Annotated in this window: 18 protein-coding genes; 4 read left to right on the top strand and 14 right to left on the bottom strand. The window is 49.9% G+C overall.

Going from position 1 to position 19,708, the window contains the following annotated elements; genetic code table 11:
* The first annotated feature begins 245 nt into the window (after positions 1–245).
* Positions 246–530 carry a hypothetical protein gene (locus SH302x_RS19590; protein WP_479364260.1) on the top strand — a complete coding sequence of 95 codons (285 nt, stop codon included), beginning with the start codon at positions 246–248 and terminating at the stop codon, positions 528–530.
* A gap of 179 nt (positions 531–709) precedes the next feature.
* Here the strand turns inward: SH302x_RS19590 and SH302x_RS19595 are convergent, their stop codons facing one another.
* The 13 genes from SH302x_RS19595 to SH302x_RS19655 all read right to left on the bottom strand — a co-directional run bounded on the left by SH302x_RS19595 (position 710) and on the right by SH302x_RS19655 (position 13,707).
* Positions 710–904 carry a hypothetical protein gene (locus SH302x_RS19595; protein WP_479364261.1) on the bottom strand — a complete coding sequence of 65 codons (195 nt, stop codon included), beginning with the start codon at positions 902–904 and terminating at the stop codon, positions 710–712.
* A 51-nt stretch (positions 905–955) separates the two neighbouring features.
* Positions 956–1,774, bottom strand: a complete 819-nt coding sequence (locus SH302x_RS19600) for a glycosyltransferase family 2 protein (protein ID WP_479364262.1) — start codon at positions 1,772–1,774, stop codon at positions 956–958.
* 4 nt (positions 1,775–1,778) lie between these two features.
* Positions 1,779–2,420 (bottom strand): methyltransferase domain-containing protein, encoded by a 642-nt coding sequence (locus tag SH302x_RS19605; protein WP_479364263.1) that lies wholly within the window; start codon positions 2,418–2,420, stop codon positions 1,779–1,781.
* Between the two features lie 13 nt (positions 2,421–2,433).
* On the bottom strand, positions 2,434–2,991 hold the full coding sequence (locus SH302x_RS19610; RefSeq protein WP_479364264.1) for an LbetaH domain-containing protein: 558 nt from the start codon (positions 2,989–2,991) through the stop codon (positions 2,434–2,436).
* A 22-nt stretch (positions 2,992–3,013) separates the two neighbouring features.
* Positions 3,014–4,651 (bottom strand): exosortase U, encoded by a 1,638-nt coding sequence (gene xrtU / locus SH302x_RS19615; protein WP_479364265.1) that lies wholly within the window; start codon positions 4,649–4,651, stop codon positions 3,014–3,016.
* 21 nt (positions 4,652–4,672) lie between these two features.
* On the bottom strand, positions 4,673–5,647 hold the full coding sequence (locus SH302x_RS19620) for a hypothetical protein (RefSeq protein ID WP_479364267.1): 975 nt from the start codon (positions 5,645–5,647) through the stop codon (positions 4,673–4,675).
* Positions 5,648–5,795: 148 nt separating this feature from the next.
* A complete protein-coding gene (locus SH302x_RS19625; RefSeq protein WP_479364268.1) occupies positions 5,796–6,890 on the bottom strand; it encodes a glycosyltransferase family 4 protein in 1,095 nt (364 codons plus the stop codon).
* Entirely contained in the window at positions 6,880–8,166 is a 1,287-nt protein-coding gene (locus SH302x_RS19630; RefSeq protein WP_479364269.1) for an O-antigen ligase family protein, read from the bottom strand. Before SH302x_RS19630 ends, SH302x_RS19625 begins: the two co-directional genes overlap by 11 nt.
* Before the next feature lie 62 nt (positions 8,167–8,228).
* Positions 8,229–9,152 carry a class I SAM-dependent methyltransferase gene (locus SH302x_RS19635; RefSeq protein WP_479364271.1) on the bottom strand — a complete coding sequence of 308 codons (924 nt, stop codon included), beginning with the start codon at positions 9,150–9,152 and terminating at the stop codon, positions 8,229–8,231.
* A 110-nt stretch (positions 9,153–9,262) separates the two neighbouring features.
* Entirely contained in the window at positions 9,263–10,426 is a 1,164-nt protein-coding gene (locus tag SH302x_RS19640; protein ID WP_479364272.1) for a glycosyltransferase, read from the bottom strand.
* Positions 10,427–10,463: 37 nt separating this feature from the next.
* Positions 10,464–11,372 (bottom strand): class I SAM-dependent methyltransferase, encoded by a 909-nt coding sequence (locus tag SH302x_RS19645; protein ID WP_479364273.1) that lies wholly within the window; start codon positions 11,370–11,372, stop codon positions 10,464–10,466.
* A gap of 96 nt (positions 11,373–11,468) precedes the next feature.
* The gene (locus SH302x_RS19650) at positions 11,469–12,227 is read right to left on the bottom strand and encodes an FkbM family methyltransferase (RefSeq protein WP_479364274.1); all 759 of its coding nucleotides are present in this window, start codon (positions 12,225–12,227) and stop codon (positions 11,469–11,471) included.
* A 49-nt stretch (positions 12,228–12,276) separates the two neighbouring features.
* A complete protein-coding gene (locus tag SH302x_RS19655; protein ID WP_479364275.1) occupies positions 12,277–13,707 on the bottom strand; it encodes an oligosaccharide flippase family protein in 1,431 nt (476 codons plus the stop codon).
* Positions 13,708–14,421: 714 nt separating this feature from the next.
* Between SH302x_RS19655 and rfbB the strand changes: the two genes are divergently transcribed.
* The 3 genes from rfbB (at position 14,422) to rfbA (ending at position 17,626) form a co-directional block, all read left to right on the top strand.
* A complete protein-coding gene (gene rfbB, locus SH302x_RS19660) occupies positions 14,422–15,522 on the top strand; it encodes a dTDP-glucose 4,6-dehydratase (protein ID WP_479369290.1) in 1,101 nt (366 codons plus the stop codon).
* A gap of 137 nt (positions 15,523–15,659) precedes the next feature.
* The gene (locus tag SH302x_RS19665; protein WP_479364276.1) at positions 15,660–16,532 is read left to right on the top strand and encodes a sugar nucleotide-binding protein; all 873 of its coding nucleotides are present in this window, start codon (positions 15,660–15,662) and stop codon (positions 16,530–16,532) included.
* A gap of 236 nt (positions 16,533–16,768) precedes the next feature.
* Positions 16,769–17,626 (top strand): glucose-1-phosphate thymidylyltransferase RfbA, encoded by an 858-nt coding sequence (rfbA, locus tag SH302x_RS19670; RefSeq protein WP_479364278.1) that lies wholly within the window; start codon positions 16,769–16,771, stop codon positions 17,624–17,626.
* Between the two features lie 782 nt (positions 17,627–18,408).
* Here the strand turns inward: rfbA and SH302x_RS19675 are convergent.
* A complete protein-coding gene (locus SH302x_RS19675; protein ID WP_479364280.1) occupies positions 18,409–19,668 on the bottom strand; it encodes a cation:proton antiporter domain-containing protein in 1,260 nt (419 codons plus the stop codon).
* Between the last annotated feature and the right edge of the window lie 40 nt (positions 19,669–19,708).

Genomic DNA, 19,708 nt, shown 5'->3' on the forward strand with positions numbered 1-19,708 from the left:
ACCAAGGGCGGAACGTGCCGCTTTCCTGCCCACCACCGTCGTCACTTTTTTCAGCCAGTTCCATTCCCAATCTGCTGGCCTCTCTGAATCTGCCGGACATCCAACTCAATCTGGTCAATTCCAATGCCCATCATCCAGCACTAGGCAAACCTCCTCTGTCACTGTGCCATCGCGTTTCTGCTCGCTGAACAGCAAATGCCCCAGCAACTAGCGGCGATAATTGCGTTTGTTTGTTAGAATAAGTGATGCCGCTTGACTCAGTACAGCGAAGTGTTTGCCATACACGCATCGAAAGCAATACACACGAGACCTTTCATGCCAACACCAAAATACACTCCGCTCTATACGCTGAAAGATTACCAGCAATGGGAGGCGACTGGGAGCTCTGGGATGGCGTCGCGGTCGCCATGTCCCTCTCTCCGTTTCGACCGCATCAGATAATCCTGGCTCGACTTGCACAACTGTTGCTCAACGCGATCGATCAAGCCAGTTGTACAGAATGCCAAGTGGTCGTCGAACTGGACTGGTAAAGCTAAAACGCTGAAATCGCCCGGCCGTTCACGCCTCGATCACGGAAGCCACAAAACACAAGCCCCTGAGCCGCTAAGCGATAGCCGCGGTTGCCAAGTGATAGGCTACAAAAGCCGGGGCTATCGCCCAGCGGCTTTTTGTGGTGTGAACGTCTACGAATTGGCCCAGAGGTGGGCAGCTATTTTCCGAGCACGTTGGCTCGGAGGCTTTCGCGACCTTCGAGAAACGCCGCTAGAATCGACGCTTCTTCGGCTTCCGATAGCGGCTGAGAGGTCGGTATGTTGCTAATTCCAATTACAAAATCGTTCACCGAGGTTAGCTTCAGTTTTCCGAAACACTGAGCTTGGTTGGAATGCTTCTCTGTACTACGCATTCACAGTCAAGCGATCCAATTCCTAGCGAAAGCAGTTGTTTCTTGACTCGACTATTTTCTGGCTGCGAGAAACTTTTGTTCGCGAACTTTGACATCAATCATCAACTCGTAAGCGCTACGCATGGCGCTGTAGTAAAGCCCAGGTCTTCCGTCTAAAAAACCCATCCGCAAAAAATAGAGGTACAAAAACATTAGCGCTGGACGGCCAGGAAACCTATAAGCTAGCCTCTTCAACGCCTTTCGCCTGACGTTTGAATCACCCGAAAGTAGTTCGCCGACAGCCAGCGGTTCCTGTGCTTCTCGAAGCAGGTCTTGAGCTTCGAAAGTGCTGTAGCGATTGTGTCTATCGAACCAATGATCAACGCCATGACTGAATGGATGGTGAATGATATGGCCTTCTAAGTTACCAATCGGACCATCCACGACCGCAACGGGATTGACTAGTCGCTCATAGCGAATTTTGCTTGGTTGGAAGACTCGTACTAGCCAAGTGGGGTAAAGCTGTGAGCGCTTTAGCCAGGTTCCCAGAAAGTAGTCCTTTCGTCGGAGCCGGAAAGCCACGCAAGGCGAACTCTTTACGGAAAGTTGGCTAAGTTCAGACTTTAGCTGATCATCGCACTCTTCGTCTGCGTCAAGATAGAATACCCATGGATTTTGAAAGTCAATGTTCTCTACTCCCCAGTTTTGATGAGTCGACCAATTGTCAAAAACCCGTTGGACTACCCGCGCGCCATACGATCCTGCAATCTCGCAGGTTTTATCTGTGCTGAATGAGTCGTAGACTACAATATCGCTGCACCAATCAACCGACTTCAGAACGCGAGGCAGATTCTTCTCTTCGTTCTTCGTAAGAATAAGACAAGAGATCATTGCTTTACTTTCTTGCTACCGCAATCATCGATTTAGCCAGAGGCGCAATTCGTCCTACGCGATGATATTTAACTTCCTTGAAGCCAGCTTCAAGTAACAAGATCCGGAGTGTACGTTCTGACCAGAACTTGATGTGCCCATGGTCCCACAGGGCAGTGAAATGTTCGTCTAGCGTACCGGAGAGCGCCATTACTAAATTTTTGAAGTAACCATGGTATGGTGTTGACAGAATAGCAATCCCACTTGCGTCGACTAGTTGATAAAGTGTCTTCGCAAAATCCCGTGGTGCGTATAAGTGTTCTACAACTTCTAAGCTAATCACTGCGTCGAATGTTCCAAATCGTGCAGATAAATCGTCATAACCTGAGCCGTGCTCGAGCTTCAGATTGGGGTATGCCTTTTGCGCAAAAGCGATGCCTTCAGAAGAAGGATCGACCCCGGCAACTTCGTAGCCGTGACTGGAAAGTTCGAAAGCGACGGAGCCATTCCCACAGCCGAGATCGAAAATCCGGGGCTTTGACTGCGTTTGACGGGTCTGGAAGTGCTGCGTTAATAGTCGTTCAACCGCGGGAAAAATGTAGGCATGAGAACCGTTTAATTGCGCGTCCTCGTATTCATACCCATCGATCGCTTCAATTTCTTTCATACTTTAACTTTCATCAACGACGAAATTCTCGCTCCCGTATTCTAGTTGCAGGATTGCCAGCGACGACAAGCATGGGCCCAATATCGCGCACAACGACAGCCCGCGCTCCTACAACCGTCCCGTTTCCTATATTCACACCTGGGCCAATAAATGCATCAGCGCAGATCCAGACGTCTTCCCCTACCACGATTGGCATTCTTTGCAGCGGCAACCGTCGGTCTTGATAATCGTGCGTCCCGGCGCATAGGTGAGCTCGGTGCGAAACGGCCGTTCGCGCGCCAAGCTCTACGAAACCTAGATTATAGATAAAAACGTGTTCCCCGACTGAGCAGTAATCGCCCAGCTTAAGCATCCATGGGAAATAAATCACAGCCGACGGATAAATGTGTACGTGATCGCCAATCTTTGAACCAAAGATTCGAAGTAGTTGATTACGAAAGGCAAAACAAGGCCGTGGGCTGAACCGAAACAAGGGTCTGCAAAATCCCCAGAGTATTCGCAGCAGAAGTTCCCTCTTAGAATACTTAGTTGCACCGCGATTGGTCTCAGCAGCAATCTCGTGTTCTTTCATTCAATCCCTAATCAGCAACATGCTAATTTCGTTTTGAAACGCCTGATCTTACTTGACTTCGAAAAATTATGAATCTGTCAAGTGCTTCTTGCTTTAATCTATCATCAACGTTAGCCAAAGGCGGGACATACAACTGTACCTGATAGGCCGCGGCCGAAAATAGTGAGCCTCTTACCGTGGGCGAAAGCCTGTTTTTTACGCGTTCCCGAAGTGCGCTCCAAAAATCCCACTGCCCAGGTGCATCCAATCCATTTCCTCGATCGTCAAAAATGGAGAAGTACAGTAAGGCCGTTTCCTTGTTCGAAGTCACGTATTCAGCAGCTACGACGGCCCAGCCAGTAGTCGAATCGTTAGCAATGACGGATCTGCTTACCAGTTGGTGATCGCCACGAAGATAACAGTTTGTAAGTTCATGCCAACCTGGAAATGCTTGATCGAAGGAGGCACTCACGGGGCCAACTGGTGTTTGGTAAGTCCAGATGTCGGACTTTTCACCTAAGTCCGCATCTCTCTCACGATCTTCGCGACGGTGCCCAATTAAAGTCCATCCGGACAGACTATTGGTGACGATTTCAGGATTGATATCAACAAGGACATTGCCTCGAAAAAAATCGATCTTTCTGCTAGCCATCGCTGCTGAAGACGCTAGATCACTCAATTGAAGCGAAAAAATGACCGCGGCTATGCATGTGGTAATCATCAATGAGGGGCGTCGGAACTGTCGCAGGTCAATTCGAGGCCGATCAAAGTCCGCTTGTTGACTTGGTGACGATTGACTTGACGAAGCGGAATTGTCAGGAAGAAAATACTCGATCAAAGAGTCGCTGCTTATAAGTAGTAAGATGGCGATGGCCATGGTCGTATAGCCCAGGATCTCGTGAGGTAGGCCAGTAGACAGATCGATGCCAAACATTACAAGGGCTATCGGGATGCAAGTGATACGTACCGTGTTCATTAACATTGCCCAAAGCACGCTCGAAGCCACTAGCAATACACTTTGGACTAGTCGACGACGTTTTGCAGCCACGATTATCGACGCAAAACATAGCAATGCAAAAAATGATTGCACACCGCTGCATGCTTCCGCGACGCCAAACTGCCCCGATGCAAGCTCCAGAACAGTGCCTTGCAGCAGATGCTCAAAGCGAAAGATGTCCAACCAGGTTGAGGAAACGTGTGCACTCACACGCTGAAGGCTAGTGATAAGCGGATAGTCTGCTGTTAGATTGGGCGAGTATGGCGGTTGCCAAATCAGTAACAGTGGGACACAACAAATAAGTAGTGAATGGGAAGGTCGAACTTTATCGCCCATGTGCAGAAGCAGCATGGCTGCGGCTATTAGAAAACTCAGATAGCCCATCCACGGTGAAGCAAACAATAAACCCACCGATGCAATGAAAACAACAATAGCAGTTACTAACACATTAAGCATCGGTGAGATGGTGTGCCAGACGCCATTCCATGACGTCCATATCAACCAGCCCACCATTACCAAAAGCACAGGGTAGAACTGGTAATGTGGCACAGCCCATAACTTATACAAATACCCAACTACGTAGGGAGTCATCCCTATTGTCAACAGCGCCGAGACGATTGCGGTGGGAGGAACTGATTTCCGTCCTGCATTCTCATCGTTGCCCGTCTTAGAAAATTCCGACATTTTCGCGAAAACTAAAATTCTCTAGACGTTTTTTGAAAGGGAATGGTCTTTGCGACCCACCCCGGCCAATCGTTGACGGCCGATGCGAAGTGCAATAGGCAAGCAAACCAGCAACGAAGCAGAAAAGGGCTCTGGCACAGCAACGATCGATTGCCTAGTTTGCCAAACAGTGGTTTGCAACACACTAATGGCTTCGCTATTGGGAACTGTTCCATAGCCAGGTAGTGTAAATGGGTAGGAAGCCATGGTTTGACCTGTCGGGTCCTCGTTATAAACTGCTGCAAATGTTGAAAGCGCTGCAATGTACTTACCAGCGCTACTAGCATGAATATTGTCTCGGTAGAGGTCGTTGACTGTCTTCAGATTGCCAATACTTTGCCCCGAGGCAATAACTTCTGCGACCGCTACAAGAGAATGCCCCGCCGTAATCAACTCAATATTCTGATAGCCCTCTGCCTTCAGCGTGTCCATGACAAGTTCATACGTGCTTTTGGACGGTATAAAAGTGCCTGACAAGGTAGCATTGTGACTGTTCCAGTAGTCAACAATACTAACTCCCTGCGAGTTAACCATTTCACCCCAGGTCGCATACACAAAAAATCGCGTATCCGCATTTTGAGGATTCTGTCTGGTATAGTCCACAAATGCCTTTATGGAGTCTATTTCTTGCCGTACAGTCGCACCATAAAACGGTTGCAGAAAGACGTTATCCAGCGTCGATGCCAAACCCGTCTGATAAAGTCCAGCGCTTGTTGGCGTTACGCAACTTGCTGTAGGGTTTGCAAAAGTGTTTGTCAGTGGGCGGCCACAATTTATGTGGTATGACGTTGTCGACGGTCTACTTTGCCCCTGGGTTGTTGAGTCGAAGGCTCCAGCTAATAGAATATCCCACGTCAGCGAGTTCCCCACGGCGTAATTTACCATAGCTGCATGCGACTGAAAGAGCAGCATCAAATGCAAAACCAGCGAGAGCATGACTAGCTTGATGTTATTCACTGAGCACATTCTTGAAAGTTACCATGTGTGGATGTGTTGTGAGGACCAAGACGGTCGCAAATAGGTCTTAAGCTTATTGCACCTCGCAACCCTCGTCAACGAATATCGCGTTAAGTCTCAATGTTTTCTAGTTCACGTAGTCGGAACATCATACCTGTTCCAGCGTGGCGATCAGTTTTCTGGCACGGTCGGACCAAGTTTGCAATTCGATCTGATAATCGACATCAGGAAATCGGTCCGGGTTCCGCTCGAAATGTCTACAAATTGCGTCGGCGAATGCTTGCGCCGTGCAGTCAACATAGAAGGCTTTATCATCAAGAAATCGTCGAACCTCACCGACTTCGCAGGTGAGTATCGGCCGTTTCGCCTTCGCATACTGAAAAACTTTGAACGGACATCGAGCCAAGTTCTGTTCACTGAGAGCGATTGGAAAAAGAAGTAGTTCTGCCCAACGGAGCCTATTCAACATATCATCCCACGGCAAGAATCCAGTGAAACTCACGTTATCAAGATCGTGGATAAGACAATACTTCTTGCACTCGTCAAGATCTTGTCCGGCACCCACGATCTCAAAATGCGGCTTCATACCTGCATTGGCTAATACTAGCGCGGCTTCCAGCACGATCCTATGATCCCAATAAGGTCGGATGCTACCCATGTATACCAGCGTACGATCATGATAGGGATTTGGCGCCACTGGCATGGAGAATGGAAGTTCTGCATAGGGGATATACGAGGCATCAGGTCTTCCGAGTTCGATAAAACGTTCACGCAACCAATGACTGCAAGTGACTACTCGGTCGCACCGTCGCCGCATCCATCGGTCGATCAACTGCAAACGCCATCTACGCCAACCAGACTCGCGGTTCAGGCAATGCCAATCCTCCCAGTCACCAACATACCTAACAGATCGGCAAAAACTAGAAAGTAGCAAAGCCCGCATCTCAGGATTCAAAAAATGAACCCAACGGATTTTTTGTCGTTTGAATATCTGCCTGCAATCATACAGAAATTTAATGGCTTCCGAACGAGCGAACTCTATATGATATCGCCTATCTATGCCTTGGTCTGCAGCGGTCGCAATCGAAAAGCACGAGCGAAACTTATCGGGAAAAACTACTGTCGTATGCCAACCCAAGACAGCGAGTTCTGTCGCCAAGGCACGCGCTCTAAGTGAAAGCGTCGATTCTGGCCCGCCAGTGACTATAAATGCGATTGAATCAACTGGAAGATTAGCCGTCATAGCTAGTACTCGCAAACTCGCGATAACTCGCTGTTAGTAGCGTATGGCAACAAATCTGTATCGCAAACACGTTTGCCCAGTTGGTGCGTAAGCTTACGAATGGTGAAAAAAGTAGCATCCATACGCAAAGGCACATAGCAATGAACCCAACAATCTCGAAGGAGACCAATTCTCTCGAGGGGCCCCATGTCAATGGCGCACACTTAATGTGTAGATAAAGCAAATAGAGAAATAAAACTCCGCCAAGTGCACCGCAATAAACAAATGCTTCAGTGATAATTGAATGGATATAGTTATATGAAGTTGAACGATACCCGCTAACACGATAATCATTCGAATATGCAAGACTGCCATACCCAAATAGGGGTCGCTTTTCTACAGCTTCAAGGCCAATGTAAACTCCGGCTCGCCCAGACTTTATCAGCTCTAAAGGGTTATACGGATTTCTCAATGCATTTACCTGCTTCTGCGCCTTCTGTGTAATGAGTCCGCTGCGAGCTGCCGCAACATAGCCATAAACAACGGGCACAAGCACCAAGCAAATCAATGCCACAACTGCTAGAGGTCGGCGGATAAGAAACTGCTTATAGATCAGCGGGATCACGATTAATACAAAAGGTATCGTGACCCCCAAACCGATCGCAAGCCCGTGAGATCTCGCACCGTAATATATAGCAGCAGCGGCATACAGCACGCACGCGGCGACATAAATTATTCTCGGGAATTGGCGCAGTAGCAATACGCAAAAAAGCAAAAGGTGCCCCCCCCAACTGGCAACTTTAATGTCCCAATACTCATTCCGCAAAACGCTCTGCCCTACCTCTAATTGTGGAGCAATAAAAAACTCGCCAAGTACGTAGCCAATCAAATACGGCATGATCGCTTTGGTAAATCTAAGCTGAAAAGCACAAATGGACAGAAAATTGGTTGCTGCAAGACCCACAGTTGCAGCACCGCGTAGAATGCGCTCATTCGGTACTCCGTGGACAGCAGCATCAAGGCAAAGCTGCACAGTTGCGTAGATAGCCAGTACTGCAAAGACAGTTCCTAAAGTTACTCTCGCACTTTCTGGCAACTTCTGCCGCCAAGCCCAAGCAAAAGGAAGGTAGCCTAGTGCTACAAACTCACCGACTCGTAAGTTTCCTGGCAAGCCAGTGTTCCAGCCGAAAGAAAGTCCGAAGAGAAATCCGAAGACCCCTGCTACGCAGAATGAACTTTTTAGTGTTGGAAAACTGCTGGCCGCAACAGCCTCGCCCGTTATCGCGTTATAACTCACGGTCTTTTATCCATATTAATGCTATTCTACTCACGGCAGTATCGAATACTACGACGCAATTACTACGGGTTCTTCCTTGCCACTACAAACATCATCTCGCCGGATAGATCAGCTCTCACCGTTGAGAGCATCCAAAGCTTATTAAGTAGACGTCTGAGAGAAAAAAGTCTATACGGACGTTCGTTTTCTGTCTTGAATTCATCTTCGAGCACAAAGCGTTTACCACCATTCTTCCCAGCAGTAACTCGGAAAAGTATCTGCTTGAGCTTCAGTTCCCATGGGGTGTAGGAGGCTTGCGATTCAACCTTCATGCAATTTGTTGAAACAAGCTTAGGTAGCGATTGGCTGTCGAATAGGCTAACGTGCTGATGCGGAATCCACTTTGGAAACCTATCCTGCATCGTCCTGACGACGCTGGCTTCAAAATTGTCCGTACCTATAACAAGGCATCCGTTTGGCTTTAGGTAGTTTTGCAAATTCACGACAAACGCACTCGGATCAGTGATATGTTCGATAACCTCCAAAAGAAGAATCACGTTAAACTTCTCATCACCGAGTTGTTCTAGTGATCCCTGCACGCAGACACCTAGTACCTGTTGCGCAAATTCACGCTCGGCACGAGAAAGCTCAACTCCCTTTGCATCCACCCCTCCATTATGTTTTAGACGCGCAATGAGATGCCCATACCCACACCCAACGTCCAGGACACTTGCATTCTCTTTTATCACGCCTAGCCGATTCAAAAGTTTTTCATTAACAACCGAATTAACTTCTTGCCCCTGACGCATCCTGAGCCCGCCATAGCCGCCGGCATAATAGTCGGAAAAGGAACTGCTCGCCAAAATCTTCAGCACTTGTAGTAAGCCACAAGCCTTACACCTAACCAGCTCAAAAGAGTCGATTTTTCGTTCCGCTCGAAATTCCATGCCACCACATAGACCACATTTTGATTTCGAAATCCATTGATATGAAGATGGAGTGTTCATGCTATTTATCGCCATCGTAAAGGCGTTATTGGGATTGCGTTAATTATCGCGATGTTTGTTTCGTATCGTATGTTTGCGTAAGCAATAACAAAGGACCTGTTTCAGCTTCGCTATATCTCGCTAACAACAGCCGGTCTTTCGCCATTCCCCAGTAGCCATTGATAGGTACTTGCAAGGTCGCCGGCAATCGCATTCCAGGAAAAGTTCTCGCGTGCATAAACGCGGCCTATTTGCCCCATCGCCTTCAATTCTTGTCGGCTCAGCGTCATAGCGTGATCTAGTGTCAGCTTCAATGCTTCAGGGCCCGTTTCGACGCACCACCCGCATCCGATTCTATCGAGATCAGACCATGGTGTTGCAACAGTGGTTATCACTGGGGTACCACAAATAAGAGCTTCAGCGACTACAACTCCAAAATTCTCGCTATAACTTGGCAGTAGAAATATATCAGCGTCGCGATACAAGGCATGTTTTGCTTCGCCGTCTACATTGCCTACGTACCGGATGCTAGACACCGAACTGACGTTTTTCATAATCTTTTGTTCGTCGGGGCCTGCAATAATCAACTCCCACTGCGGCTTCGCTAGCGTCTTCCAAATTTCGATCAGATCATAAATCCCCTTTTTCTCATGAATACGCGACAAAAAAAGCGCCTTTCGTGTTTTGACTTCATGTGAGTTACCGAGGAACTCACCCTCCGTACACGGGTCATCTACTCCGTTTGGAATGACGGCGATCGGTGACCTACAACCAAGGGCGCGTAATTCGTTCGCTTCTAGGTCGCTAGTTGCATGAATCAGGTCTGCAGATTGAAAGTCGCGACGGCCAAATAGTCTCCAAGCAATTTGCTTTTTCCACTTGCGATGATTCATCGACCATGGTGAAAGCATGCCTCTAGGCGCCATCACAAACCTAATTCCGGATAGATTTCTCTTGCTTTTTCTACAGAATTTTGCGGCCGCGCGGTTTGACCAAAGCCACTGCCCATGATCGTGTACAATCCGAAATTTCCTTTGGGCGTAGAACTTGGTCAATTCAAGATAGAAGTTGCTTGAGGTTGTACGTCCCGGAAAAATTCGTAGTGGAAGGTCTGATGTTAGGTGCAAGGCATCAGGCGTAACAAAGCTGGTGCATAAAGTAGCTTCAATATTGGGTAGACTGTCCAAGGAACGAACAATTGAACTTACCGTCCGCGAAGGGCCGCCGCCCGATGACGTCACACCAGCAATCGTGTGCGCGACCTGTAGTGTTAACTGTTGATTTAGCAAATTCATGTCAATATCACTATTCAGCAACGGAGAGGAACTGCATCTACATTCTTTGCCTGAATAAAGCGATCATGTGATCCTTGGCCGTAATCCAACCGGGACTCCCTCGTCTTTCGACGACCGACGTCAACTTTGTAGGCCATATCTGGTGCAATTTTGTTGTCGCTGCAAACAGTAGGCTCTTGGTAGCCTGCGACCATTGAGTAGTAATTGACTCTCTGTGATGCCTAAATCGTGAATAGTGGATTAAATCTAATGCATGCCGAGAACATAGTTTTTCTAGCGAGACGCGACTGTAGAAACTTATGTGCTCAGGAAGGGACGCATACCAAAGCCTACTTCCTAAGAGTCGCCACGAGTATGAATCGATATCGCTAGTGGACAATACTAATATGCCTCCCGGCCTTAATCGCTCCACTAAAGCGTCGATAAAGGATTGCGGGTTCACCAAATGCTCTAAAACGTCAATGGAGATAACTACGTCAAAGGATAAGCTTGGATCCTGAATATCAAATACCGTCTTCCCAAGCACTGTGACACCGCGGGAGGACGCAACATCTGCCGCTGCACTCGAAGGCTCTATCCCGAATCTATTCCAGTCCGAGCTCATCTGACTTAGCAGAGCACCAGTAAAACAGCCAACATCCAACACCTGCCGACCCAGCGAGAACCGTTCTATGAGCCCAACAAACTTGTTAAAACTCCTGGTCCGTGAGAGTTCTCGCGGTTCGGAATGTTCCCATTTTGTGGACGCAGCTTTCTTGTAGCATTCCAGCAGTATGGATTCTGGGATGGAAGGCCACTTAAATGCAAATCGACATTTCGGACACTTTGCTAGCCAATAAGTCTCGTCAGGCAACTTGGCTTCAACGCCAGCTATAAAAACGGGATTGGAGTGAATAATCTTTCCGTCGCGGACGCACTCGGATCCGCAGATAGGACAACTAAGCATACTTTCGGTTCCTGGTGGTCCTGCCTATAGCTATAGAATGCCGGAACCATAAAGACTTACATTGCGAAGCATTTGACCGTTGGTCCAAGCGTAGATTCATGAAGTTGCTCTCAAACGCTGCACTGCAGACGGCTTAATCCAACTCGCGTCGGTCCACATTGCCTGACCAGTTTTATCCGCCACACATCGATAGATATAGAACAATTCAAAACCAAGATTCTGAAATCGCTCGTGCAGGCTCCATAAAGTTGACTGATTGTCATACATGGGTACTAGACTTGCTTCGCACAAAACAAAGTCGATTTGATCCCGAAAAGTACATTCGCCACCCTCTAGGAGCATCAATTCCGCTCCTTGGACATCAATCTTCGCTGATGTTGTCCCAGTTCTTTTGTTCAAAGCAAACCAATCATCAAGACGTTTGGTCTCAACCTGAACATTGCCTGCGGGCGTCATAGCGCTGGCAACAAATTCCGGTAATGAGTCAGCCGCTTTCAATAAACTATTTGCCTGCTCATTGGCAGTCATGTTGAAGTGCGCTGTACCATTCGTATTTGAAAGTGCAAGCTGAAACGACCTGACTTGCGTGCTTCTGCCGGCAAATCGCATTGAGAGCTTGGAAAATGACAATGGGGTTGGCTCAAAACAGTCTATGTTTGCTTTAGGAAGGAACTGCAACATTCGCTCAGCGCTCTCGCCAAAGTGCGAGCCTATGTCAAATATATTTTTCGTATCGATACTCTTCGCGACTTGGCAGAAATCGTCTATTGGCTGTCGCTCGTTCAATAACCTACGGCAGTAGCTTTTCATACGCCGTGGTGTGAGTCTTATGACACTTTTTAAGATATTAAACATAGAATACTAGCTCTAAACCCTCGAAAACAATCGCAGTTACCATCGCGTTTTAAATTACGGCCCCTTCAGTATGGACCGTTTGAGAAGCGGTGCATATCTCGGAGAAATGTTGCTCTAGCTTCCTCATTCGAGTAGGCAGGCAGATGAAGGTCGGGACCAAAACGCAAATCGTGTACGAGATTACCGATCCCCACACAACGCCTGAGCTCCCAAAGTGCATCGTAAGATATATTGACAACGGCAGGTTAGCCGCAGTCATTACTATGGTAGTCAAAACATGAAATCGGAGCATATTGATTCCATTTAGTAATGTGCCAATCAATATGCCCCAGATTTGAATATTCGACCATAGAAACACGGCACTCACCAATGCAAATTCCGGGATTATGGAGGTTCCAATCCAAAGCACAAATATCTGTTTTGCGAAGGCTAATACTGCCGTTGTAAAAACGGCCGCAATTAAAAAGGACACAATGAATATCCGAAGGAATGAATGTTTAAGCTGAGCAATCTGCCCTGATGCGTAAGCATGTCGAAAGACAGGCCATAACGGAGTAATCAGTAACAATGGGATTGAAATGGCTGGGCCGAAAAGTCGATTGGTAGCCCCCAAATCTGCAGCTCCGTTCAGCCCGACAAAATGTGCTACGACGATGACGTCGGTTTGATACGCGATTGCAACACAGGCTTGTAACGCTACAAACCATTTTCCAGCAGAAAGCACTTGCCAGACGACGCCGCGATCAAACGGCGGTCGAATCGAGAATAGGACGTTGCCCTTTGCGACACTCAACATCACTAACGCTACCAAGTGCGATACCAGCGGGCCACTCAAAAACGCCAGTACAAAAAATATCAGCTTTGCTTTCAAAGCATAGGCAATGACCGTAAAAACGATGGTTGATGCGTAGCCGACCAAATCAGCGGCAGACGTTAGATGCATCTTCTGCAGACCTCGGAGGGCCTTGCCCGATAGGCTTAGTGGTATACCAAGAAAGAAGGTCAGGGTAGAAGCAAGGACCACCTTTCTTACTTCTTCGTTGGCGACATTATTTGGTAATGAAAGAAGCCACCTCCAGTCGACGAAGTACGCGATGATGCTTGTGAACACTGATGCGATTGTGGCCAATGCGACAGTTACAATGGTCGCGTTGTAGAGTATTGAAGGGAGTTTGTCGTCCTGATTCTGAGCATCTGCATCGGAAACAAGGTTGATTACCACGTTTCCGACTCCTCCGTCAACAAAACTCAAAATAGCGAAAAAAGCCGTGATCGCAACATAGATGCCAAACTGCTCTTTCCCCAACGCGTTCACTGCCAGGGGCGTGCATATGATCATCACCACTAGGGAGCCTAGTTTTGCAAACGCCCCCCAAAGAAATCCAAGTCGAAACGATCGCCGACCCAGTAACCCAGACGCTGCCCAATCCAGCTTCTTCCGGACAAGGCCACCAGATTCTTGAATCGGTCCTAGCGACATTTACAATCGTCCCGTGTTACTTACAAATGCCTTAGGCAATGCGGTTGCTCATCCCCGATTTCTTTGTCACGGCGATTTACGTTAATCGGTGCAAGTTCTCTTAGAAACAGCGCGGACCCCGTGCCCGTGGGTGACAGGTGTCAACCAAATGTAGGGGGCCATCAGGGAGGCTGCCGGCCTGAGGCAATGCTGTATTCTACCCTTTTTTTCTTTGCCACTGGCTTTTTGTACCAACCGGCATGCATAGTCTAAACCGGCTTTAGCCTTCTTCAAACGCAATTTCCCCGAAGCTTCATGGGAAACGTCTCTTCCCATTCCAATTGAAACGGCTGGCTTCTCTGCCCAATCAGCGTGCCCTTCGTCCACACCAGACCGGATTGGCTTTCAGCCGCACGGAAAACCTTCGCAAAGTGATTCTCTGCGGCGTTAATCAGTTTTGACTTGGCCGCCTGTGTTGACTGCCCAGCTCCCTCCCACTCGCCACCATTCGGGAATTCCCCTCACCCATGCTTACGACAAGAGCCCGCTGGTCGCTAAACTGGAATCCTCCCCAGACGAAAGTCCGCTGAAACCATCACAACTAGCACTTCACACGAAGAACTAAGAACCAAGAACATTTTTTTCGCCCCGCCCCGGCTGGCTCGTACCTCGCATCCGACCCTCCCCCAGGAGGGTGCGCCAAGCACCAAGCACCAAGCACAATCTATGGACCTTATGCGCATCATCGTTACTGGCGGAGCAGGCTTTATTGGGTCCAATTTGGTCCGGTTGTTGGTGCGGCAGGGCCATGAGGTCCTGAACCTGGACAAGCTGACGTATGCGGGCAACCTCCAGTCACTGGCCGATGTCGCCAACCTTCCGAATTACCGCTTCGCCCAAATCGATATCGTCGACCAAGCCGCCGTGGCAGCGATCTTCCAATCGTTCCAGCCCACGACCATCATGCACCTGGCGGCCGAAAGCCACGTCGACCGCTCGATCGATTCCCCCAGACAATTCATCGATACCAATGTCGTCGGCACTTTCAATCTGCTGCACGCCGCGCTGGCTCATTACAGGTCGCTGCAGCCCGCCGAAGCCGCCAAGTTCCGTTTTCTGCACGTGTCGACCGATGAAGTCTACGGATCGCTGGGCCCCGAAGGTCGCTTCCACGAAGAGACTCGCTACAATCCGCATTCGCCTTATTCGGCCAGCAAAGCGGCATCGGATCATCTGGCACGGGCTTGGTTCGATACCTATGGACTGCCGGTCCTGGTCACCAACTGCAGCAATAACTATGGTCCATATCAGTTTCCCGAGAAGCTGATTCCGGTCGTGATCTTAAAGTGCTTGCGGGGCGAGCCGATTCCGGTTTACGGTCAAGGCACCAACATCCGCGATTGGTTGTATGTGGAAGATCACTGCCAAGCGCTACAGCGTGTGGTTGAGCGTGGTCAAGTCGGCGAAACATATAACATCGGCGGTAATAACGAGTTGCGTAATATCGATCTTGTTCGAATGCTTTGCGGACTGATGGATGAGCTTGCTCCTGAATCGACTCCAGCCAAAACAAGTTCGCCTCGCCCCGTTTCGGGGATAGGGGTTGGAGGTGAGGGGCATTCGTCACTGATTACGTTTGTCGCGGATCGGCCTGGGCATGACCAGCGGTATGCGATCGATGCGTCGAAGATTCAGCGGGAGTTGGGTTGGTCGCCGCAGCAAGATCATAAGTCGGGCTTTCGCAAGACGGTGCAGTGGTATTTGGAACATCGAGCTTGGTGGGAAGCGATCTTGTCGGGAGATTATCAGTTGCAGCGGTTGGGGAATGGGGAATAACGTAGCTCAGCGACTCCGCGTAGCTCAGCGACTCCGCTCGCTGAGTTTGATGTAGCTCAGCGACTCCGTTCGCTGAGCAATGCAGAGATCCCTGCGGGCGGAGCCGCAGGGGCACGACCAAGAACCAAGAACACTTCATGAAAATACTATTGCTCGGCGGCAGCGGCTTTGTCGGGACCGCTTTCCAACAACTGCTACAACAGCAACAGATCGACTATGTCGCTTTGTCGCGCAACCAAGTCGACTACACGCAGCGTGAAGCGTTGGTGGCTGCGATTAACGACATCAAGCCCGACTTTCTGATCAATGCCGCTGGGTATACGGGCAAGCCGAATGTCGATGCGTGCGAGCTACACAAGGCGGACTGCTTGCTAGGCAATGCCATCCTGCCTGGTGTTATTGCAGAAGCGTGCGAGCAGACTGGGCTGGCCTGGGGGCACGTGTCCTCAGGTTGCATTTACACGGGCAGCCGACAGGATGGCTTGGGCTTTCGCGAAACCGATGAGCCGAACTTCTGCTTCCGCACCAACAATTGCAGCTTCTACAGCGGCTGCAAAGCTCTTGGCGAAGAATGTCTGGCTGGCAAGCCAAATGTGTATGTCTGGCGGCTTCGTATCCCGTTCAACCACGTCGATAGCTCACGAAACTACCTGTCCAAGCTGATGCGGTACGACCGATTGCTGGACGCCACCAACTCGATCTCGCAGTTAGATGAGTTTGTGGCGGCAAGTCTCGAGATGATTATTGGGCGCGTGCCCTTTGGGATCTACAATATGACGAACCCTGGCAGCATCACAACGCGACAAGTTGTGGAGTTGATCCAGCGAGAATTGAAGCTAGATAAGCGATTCGAATTTTTTGCGAGCGAAGAAGAGTTTATGGCCAAGGCTGCGAAGACGCCGCGATCCAATTGTGTGATGGACAGTAGCAAACTGGCAAGCGTCGGCATCACGATGGCTCCGGTTGAACAGGCCATCGAGCAATCGCTGCGAAAGTTTGTGAGAAACTAATTTGTAAGGTAACCGTTCACACCACGATCAGCCGCTGGGCGATACCCCCGGTTTATGTAGACAACCGGGGCTATCGCCCAGCGGCTAGATAACCGGGGCTATCGCCTAGAGGCTAGACAACCGGGGCTATCGCCCAAAGGCTAATTGGCTCATGTAAGCGAAACGTATCGCGGACCGAAGCAGAACAACGGCCTGATACGGAATGCCTTGTACCAACACTTTGAAAGAGAAATACCATGAAGGGCATTATACTGGCAGGCGGCTCTGGATCACGGCTGCATCCGATCACTTTGGGGGTCAGTAAGCAATTGATTCCGATCTATGACAAGCCGATGATCTACTACCCGCTCTCGACGTTGATGCTCGCGGGGATCCGAGAAGTACTGGTCATTTCAACGCCACACGACTTATCTGCTTTTCAGCGTCTGCTGGGAGATGGACAGCGATGGGGCATGCAGTTTTCCTATGCGGCACAACCCAAGCCGGAGGGGCTCGCTCAAGCGTTCGTCATTGGACGTGATTTTGTTGGCACCGACGCAGTGACTTTGGTGCTGGGCGACAACATCTTTTATGGACAGGGCTTTCGCAAAACGCTGTCCCATGCGGCTGCCAAGAAGGTTGGTGCGACTGTTTTTGGTTATCGAGTGACAGACCCGGAACGATACGGTGTCATTGAGTTCGATGCGGCAGGCAAAGCGATCTCGATTGAAGAGAAGCCGAAGCAGCCTCGCAGCAATTATGCGATTCCGGGCTTGTATTTTTACGACAATCAAGTCTTGGACATTGCGGCGAATCTGAAGCCATCTCTACGGGGCGAATTGGAGATCTCGGACGTAAACCGCGTGTACTTGGAGCGCGGTGAATTGTCAGTGGAGCTGTTCTCGCGGGGGTTCGCTTGGCTGGACACGGGCACAAACGAATCGTTGCTCGATGCTTGTAATTTTGTAGCGGCGGTTGAAAAGCGTCAGGGGTTGAAGATCGCGTGTCCGGAGGAGATCGCTTACTTGCAAGGCTTCATTGATCGCGAGCAGTTGGCACAACTGGCTAGTGGATTCTGCAACGAGTATCGCGATTATCTCAACGCGATCGACTGATGGGTACGCGATAGTAGCAGGTACACTCCATGTGCCGTCCGCAAAACACGTATGCCGATAACCAAGGTCGCGTGGCTATGGCCGATGGTGACGCGGCCCGATGGGCACGCGGTTAAACGAAGACGATGCGGGATCAATTGGTGAGTAGGCGTGGTTGGGGTGCCCCCTCCCCGGTCGCTCGTGGAACTCGCGGCCGACCCTCCCGCGGGAGGGTGAAGAAGCTGAGTAGGCCGGTAACAAGCCAAGCCAACGCCAGCGCCGGAACATCGGTCGCTAAGGGTTAGTAACGTTGGCAGACACAGCGATGCGTTGCGTGATGGGCTTTGCGCAGTTCCGGCTATAATATAGCGACCTTGTTACCGGCCTACCACGATCAGGGTGAAGCAGGAAGCATACGCCTGCTGTTTGTAGTACTGCCTTTAGGCGGGATAGGGTGTAGTTTAAAGCGAGCATCCGGCTAAAGCCGGGACTACGAACGAAGACCGGCTAAAGCCGGGACTACGAACATGCTGCCCTCCCCGGTCGCTCGTGGAACTCGCGGCCGACCCTCCCGCGGGAGGGTGAAGAAGCTGAGTAGGCCGGTAACAAGCAAAGCCAACGCCAGCGCCGGAACATCGGTCGCTAAGGGTTAGTAACGTTGGCAGACACAGCGATGCGTTGCGTGATGGGCTTTGCGCAGTTCCGGCTATGGAAAAGAGCGACCTTGTTACCGGCCTACGGGACCTCCCGCGGGAGGGTGAAGGAGGCTGACGGTTAAACAAACTATCGAGCGTCGCGCGCCTTCAGACAGCTTGCTTTTCGATCTTCAACATTTCAAATAACGGAGAAGCAATCAATGTGGTTACCACCGCCATAATCACTAACGTCGCAAAAAGCTCTTCGCTAATCACGCCTCGCTGTAAACCAATATTGATGATGATCAACTCCATCAATCCACGGGCATTCATCAACGCCCCTATTCCAATCGCTTCGCGGCCACTGACCCCCGAGTATCTTGCAGCGGCTGCGCATGCAACACCTTTACCTACTACTGCCACCGTCAAGACCGCAGCACAAATCCCCCATAAATACCAGGAGTTCAAAAGCGTGATCTTGGTATTCAATCCCGAATAAGTAAAAAACAACGGCAACAATAACGCGACCGCCAACGGCTGGATGCGCTGGATTAAGCCTTCACTAAACGCACCTCGCGGCATCACTGCGCCAACAATAAACGCTCCAAAAACGGCATGCAAACCTAGCAAGTCGGTGAACCAAGCTCCTAGGCACATACACGCTAACGCGATGGTTAAGCCAGCGTCGGTCAATTCCTGCTGCTGGTCTAGCATCCAACGCGAGCCCTTTGCCAGTAGCGGTGCTAGGATAAAGATCGCTACCGCCAGAAATACTAAGCCGCCGCTAATGCTGTACATCGCTGTCGACCAATTACGATCAAAACTGGCAAGCACCACGGCCAATAAGCCCCAAGCTGCTGCATCGTCGATCGCTCCCGCTCCAATTGCGATGGTACCCATCCGCGTGCCCGTCAATCCTTTGAAGTGAATGATCCTTGCGAGCATCGGGAATGCCGTGATGCACATCGAGGCACCAAGGAACATCATTGCTTCCAGTAAGCTCGTACGCTCGGTAAACAATGACGAGTTATAAAACAGAAACCAAGCCAGCAACGCTCCCAAAGCAAAAGGTGCGAGCATGCCTGCCAACGAGACAGCAACGGAAGCTCGGAAATGGCTGCGAATGATGTCGGTGCGAAACTCCATCCCGACCACAAACATGTACAGTGCAAGTCCTAACTGCGATGCCGGAAACAGGTAGCTTTGCGTGTCGCGGGTCGACTGAGTGGAATCCCAAGGAAAGATTCGCTGCTGCAGTTCTGGCGCGAAGGCTCCGAAGAGCGAAGGGCCAAGCATCACGCCAGCGATCATTTCTGCAACGACTTGCGGTTGTCCTAACCTCTTGGCGATGATGCCGACGATGCGGCAGACGACCAAAATTACGGCCAACTGAAAAAAGAAGTGGACCGCCAGTTCCAAGTTGTTCATTGCTGTCTGCTGTTGCTGGTGAATATGGAAAAGCCGTGGC

The organism is Njordella calcicola, from assembly GCF_056494125.1.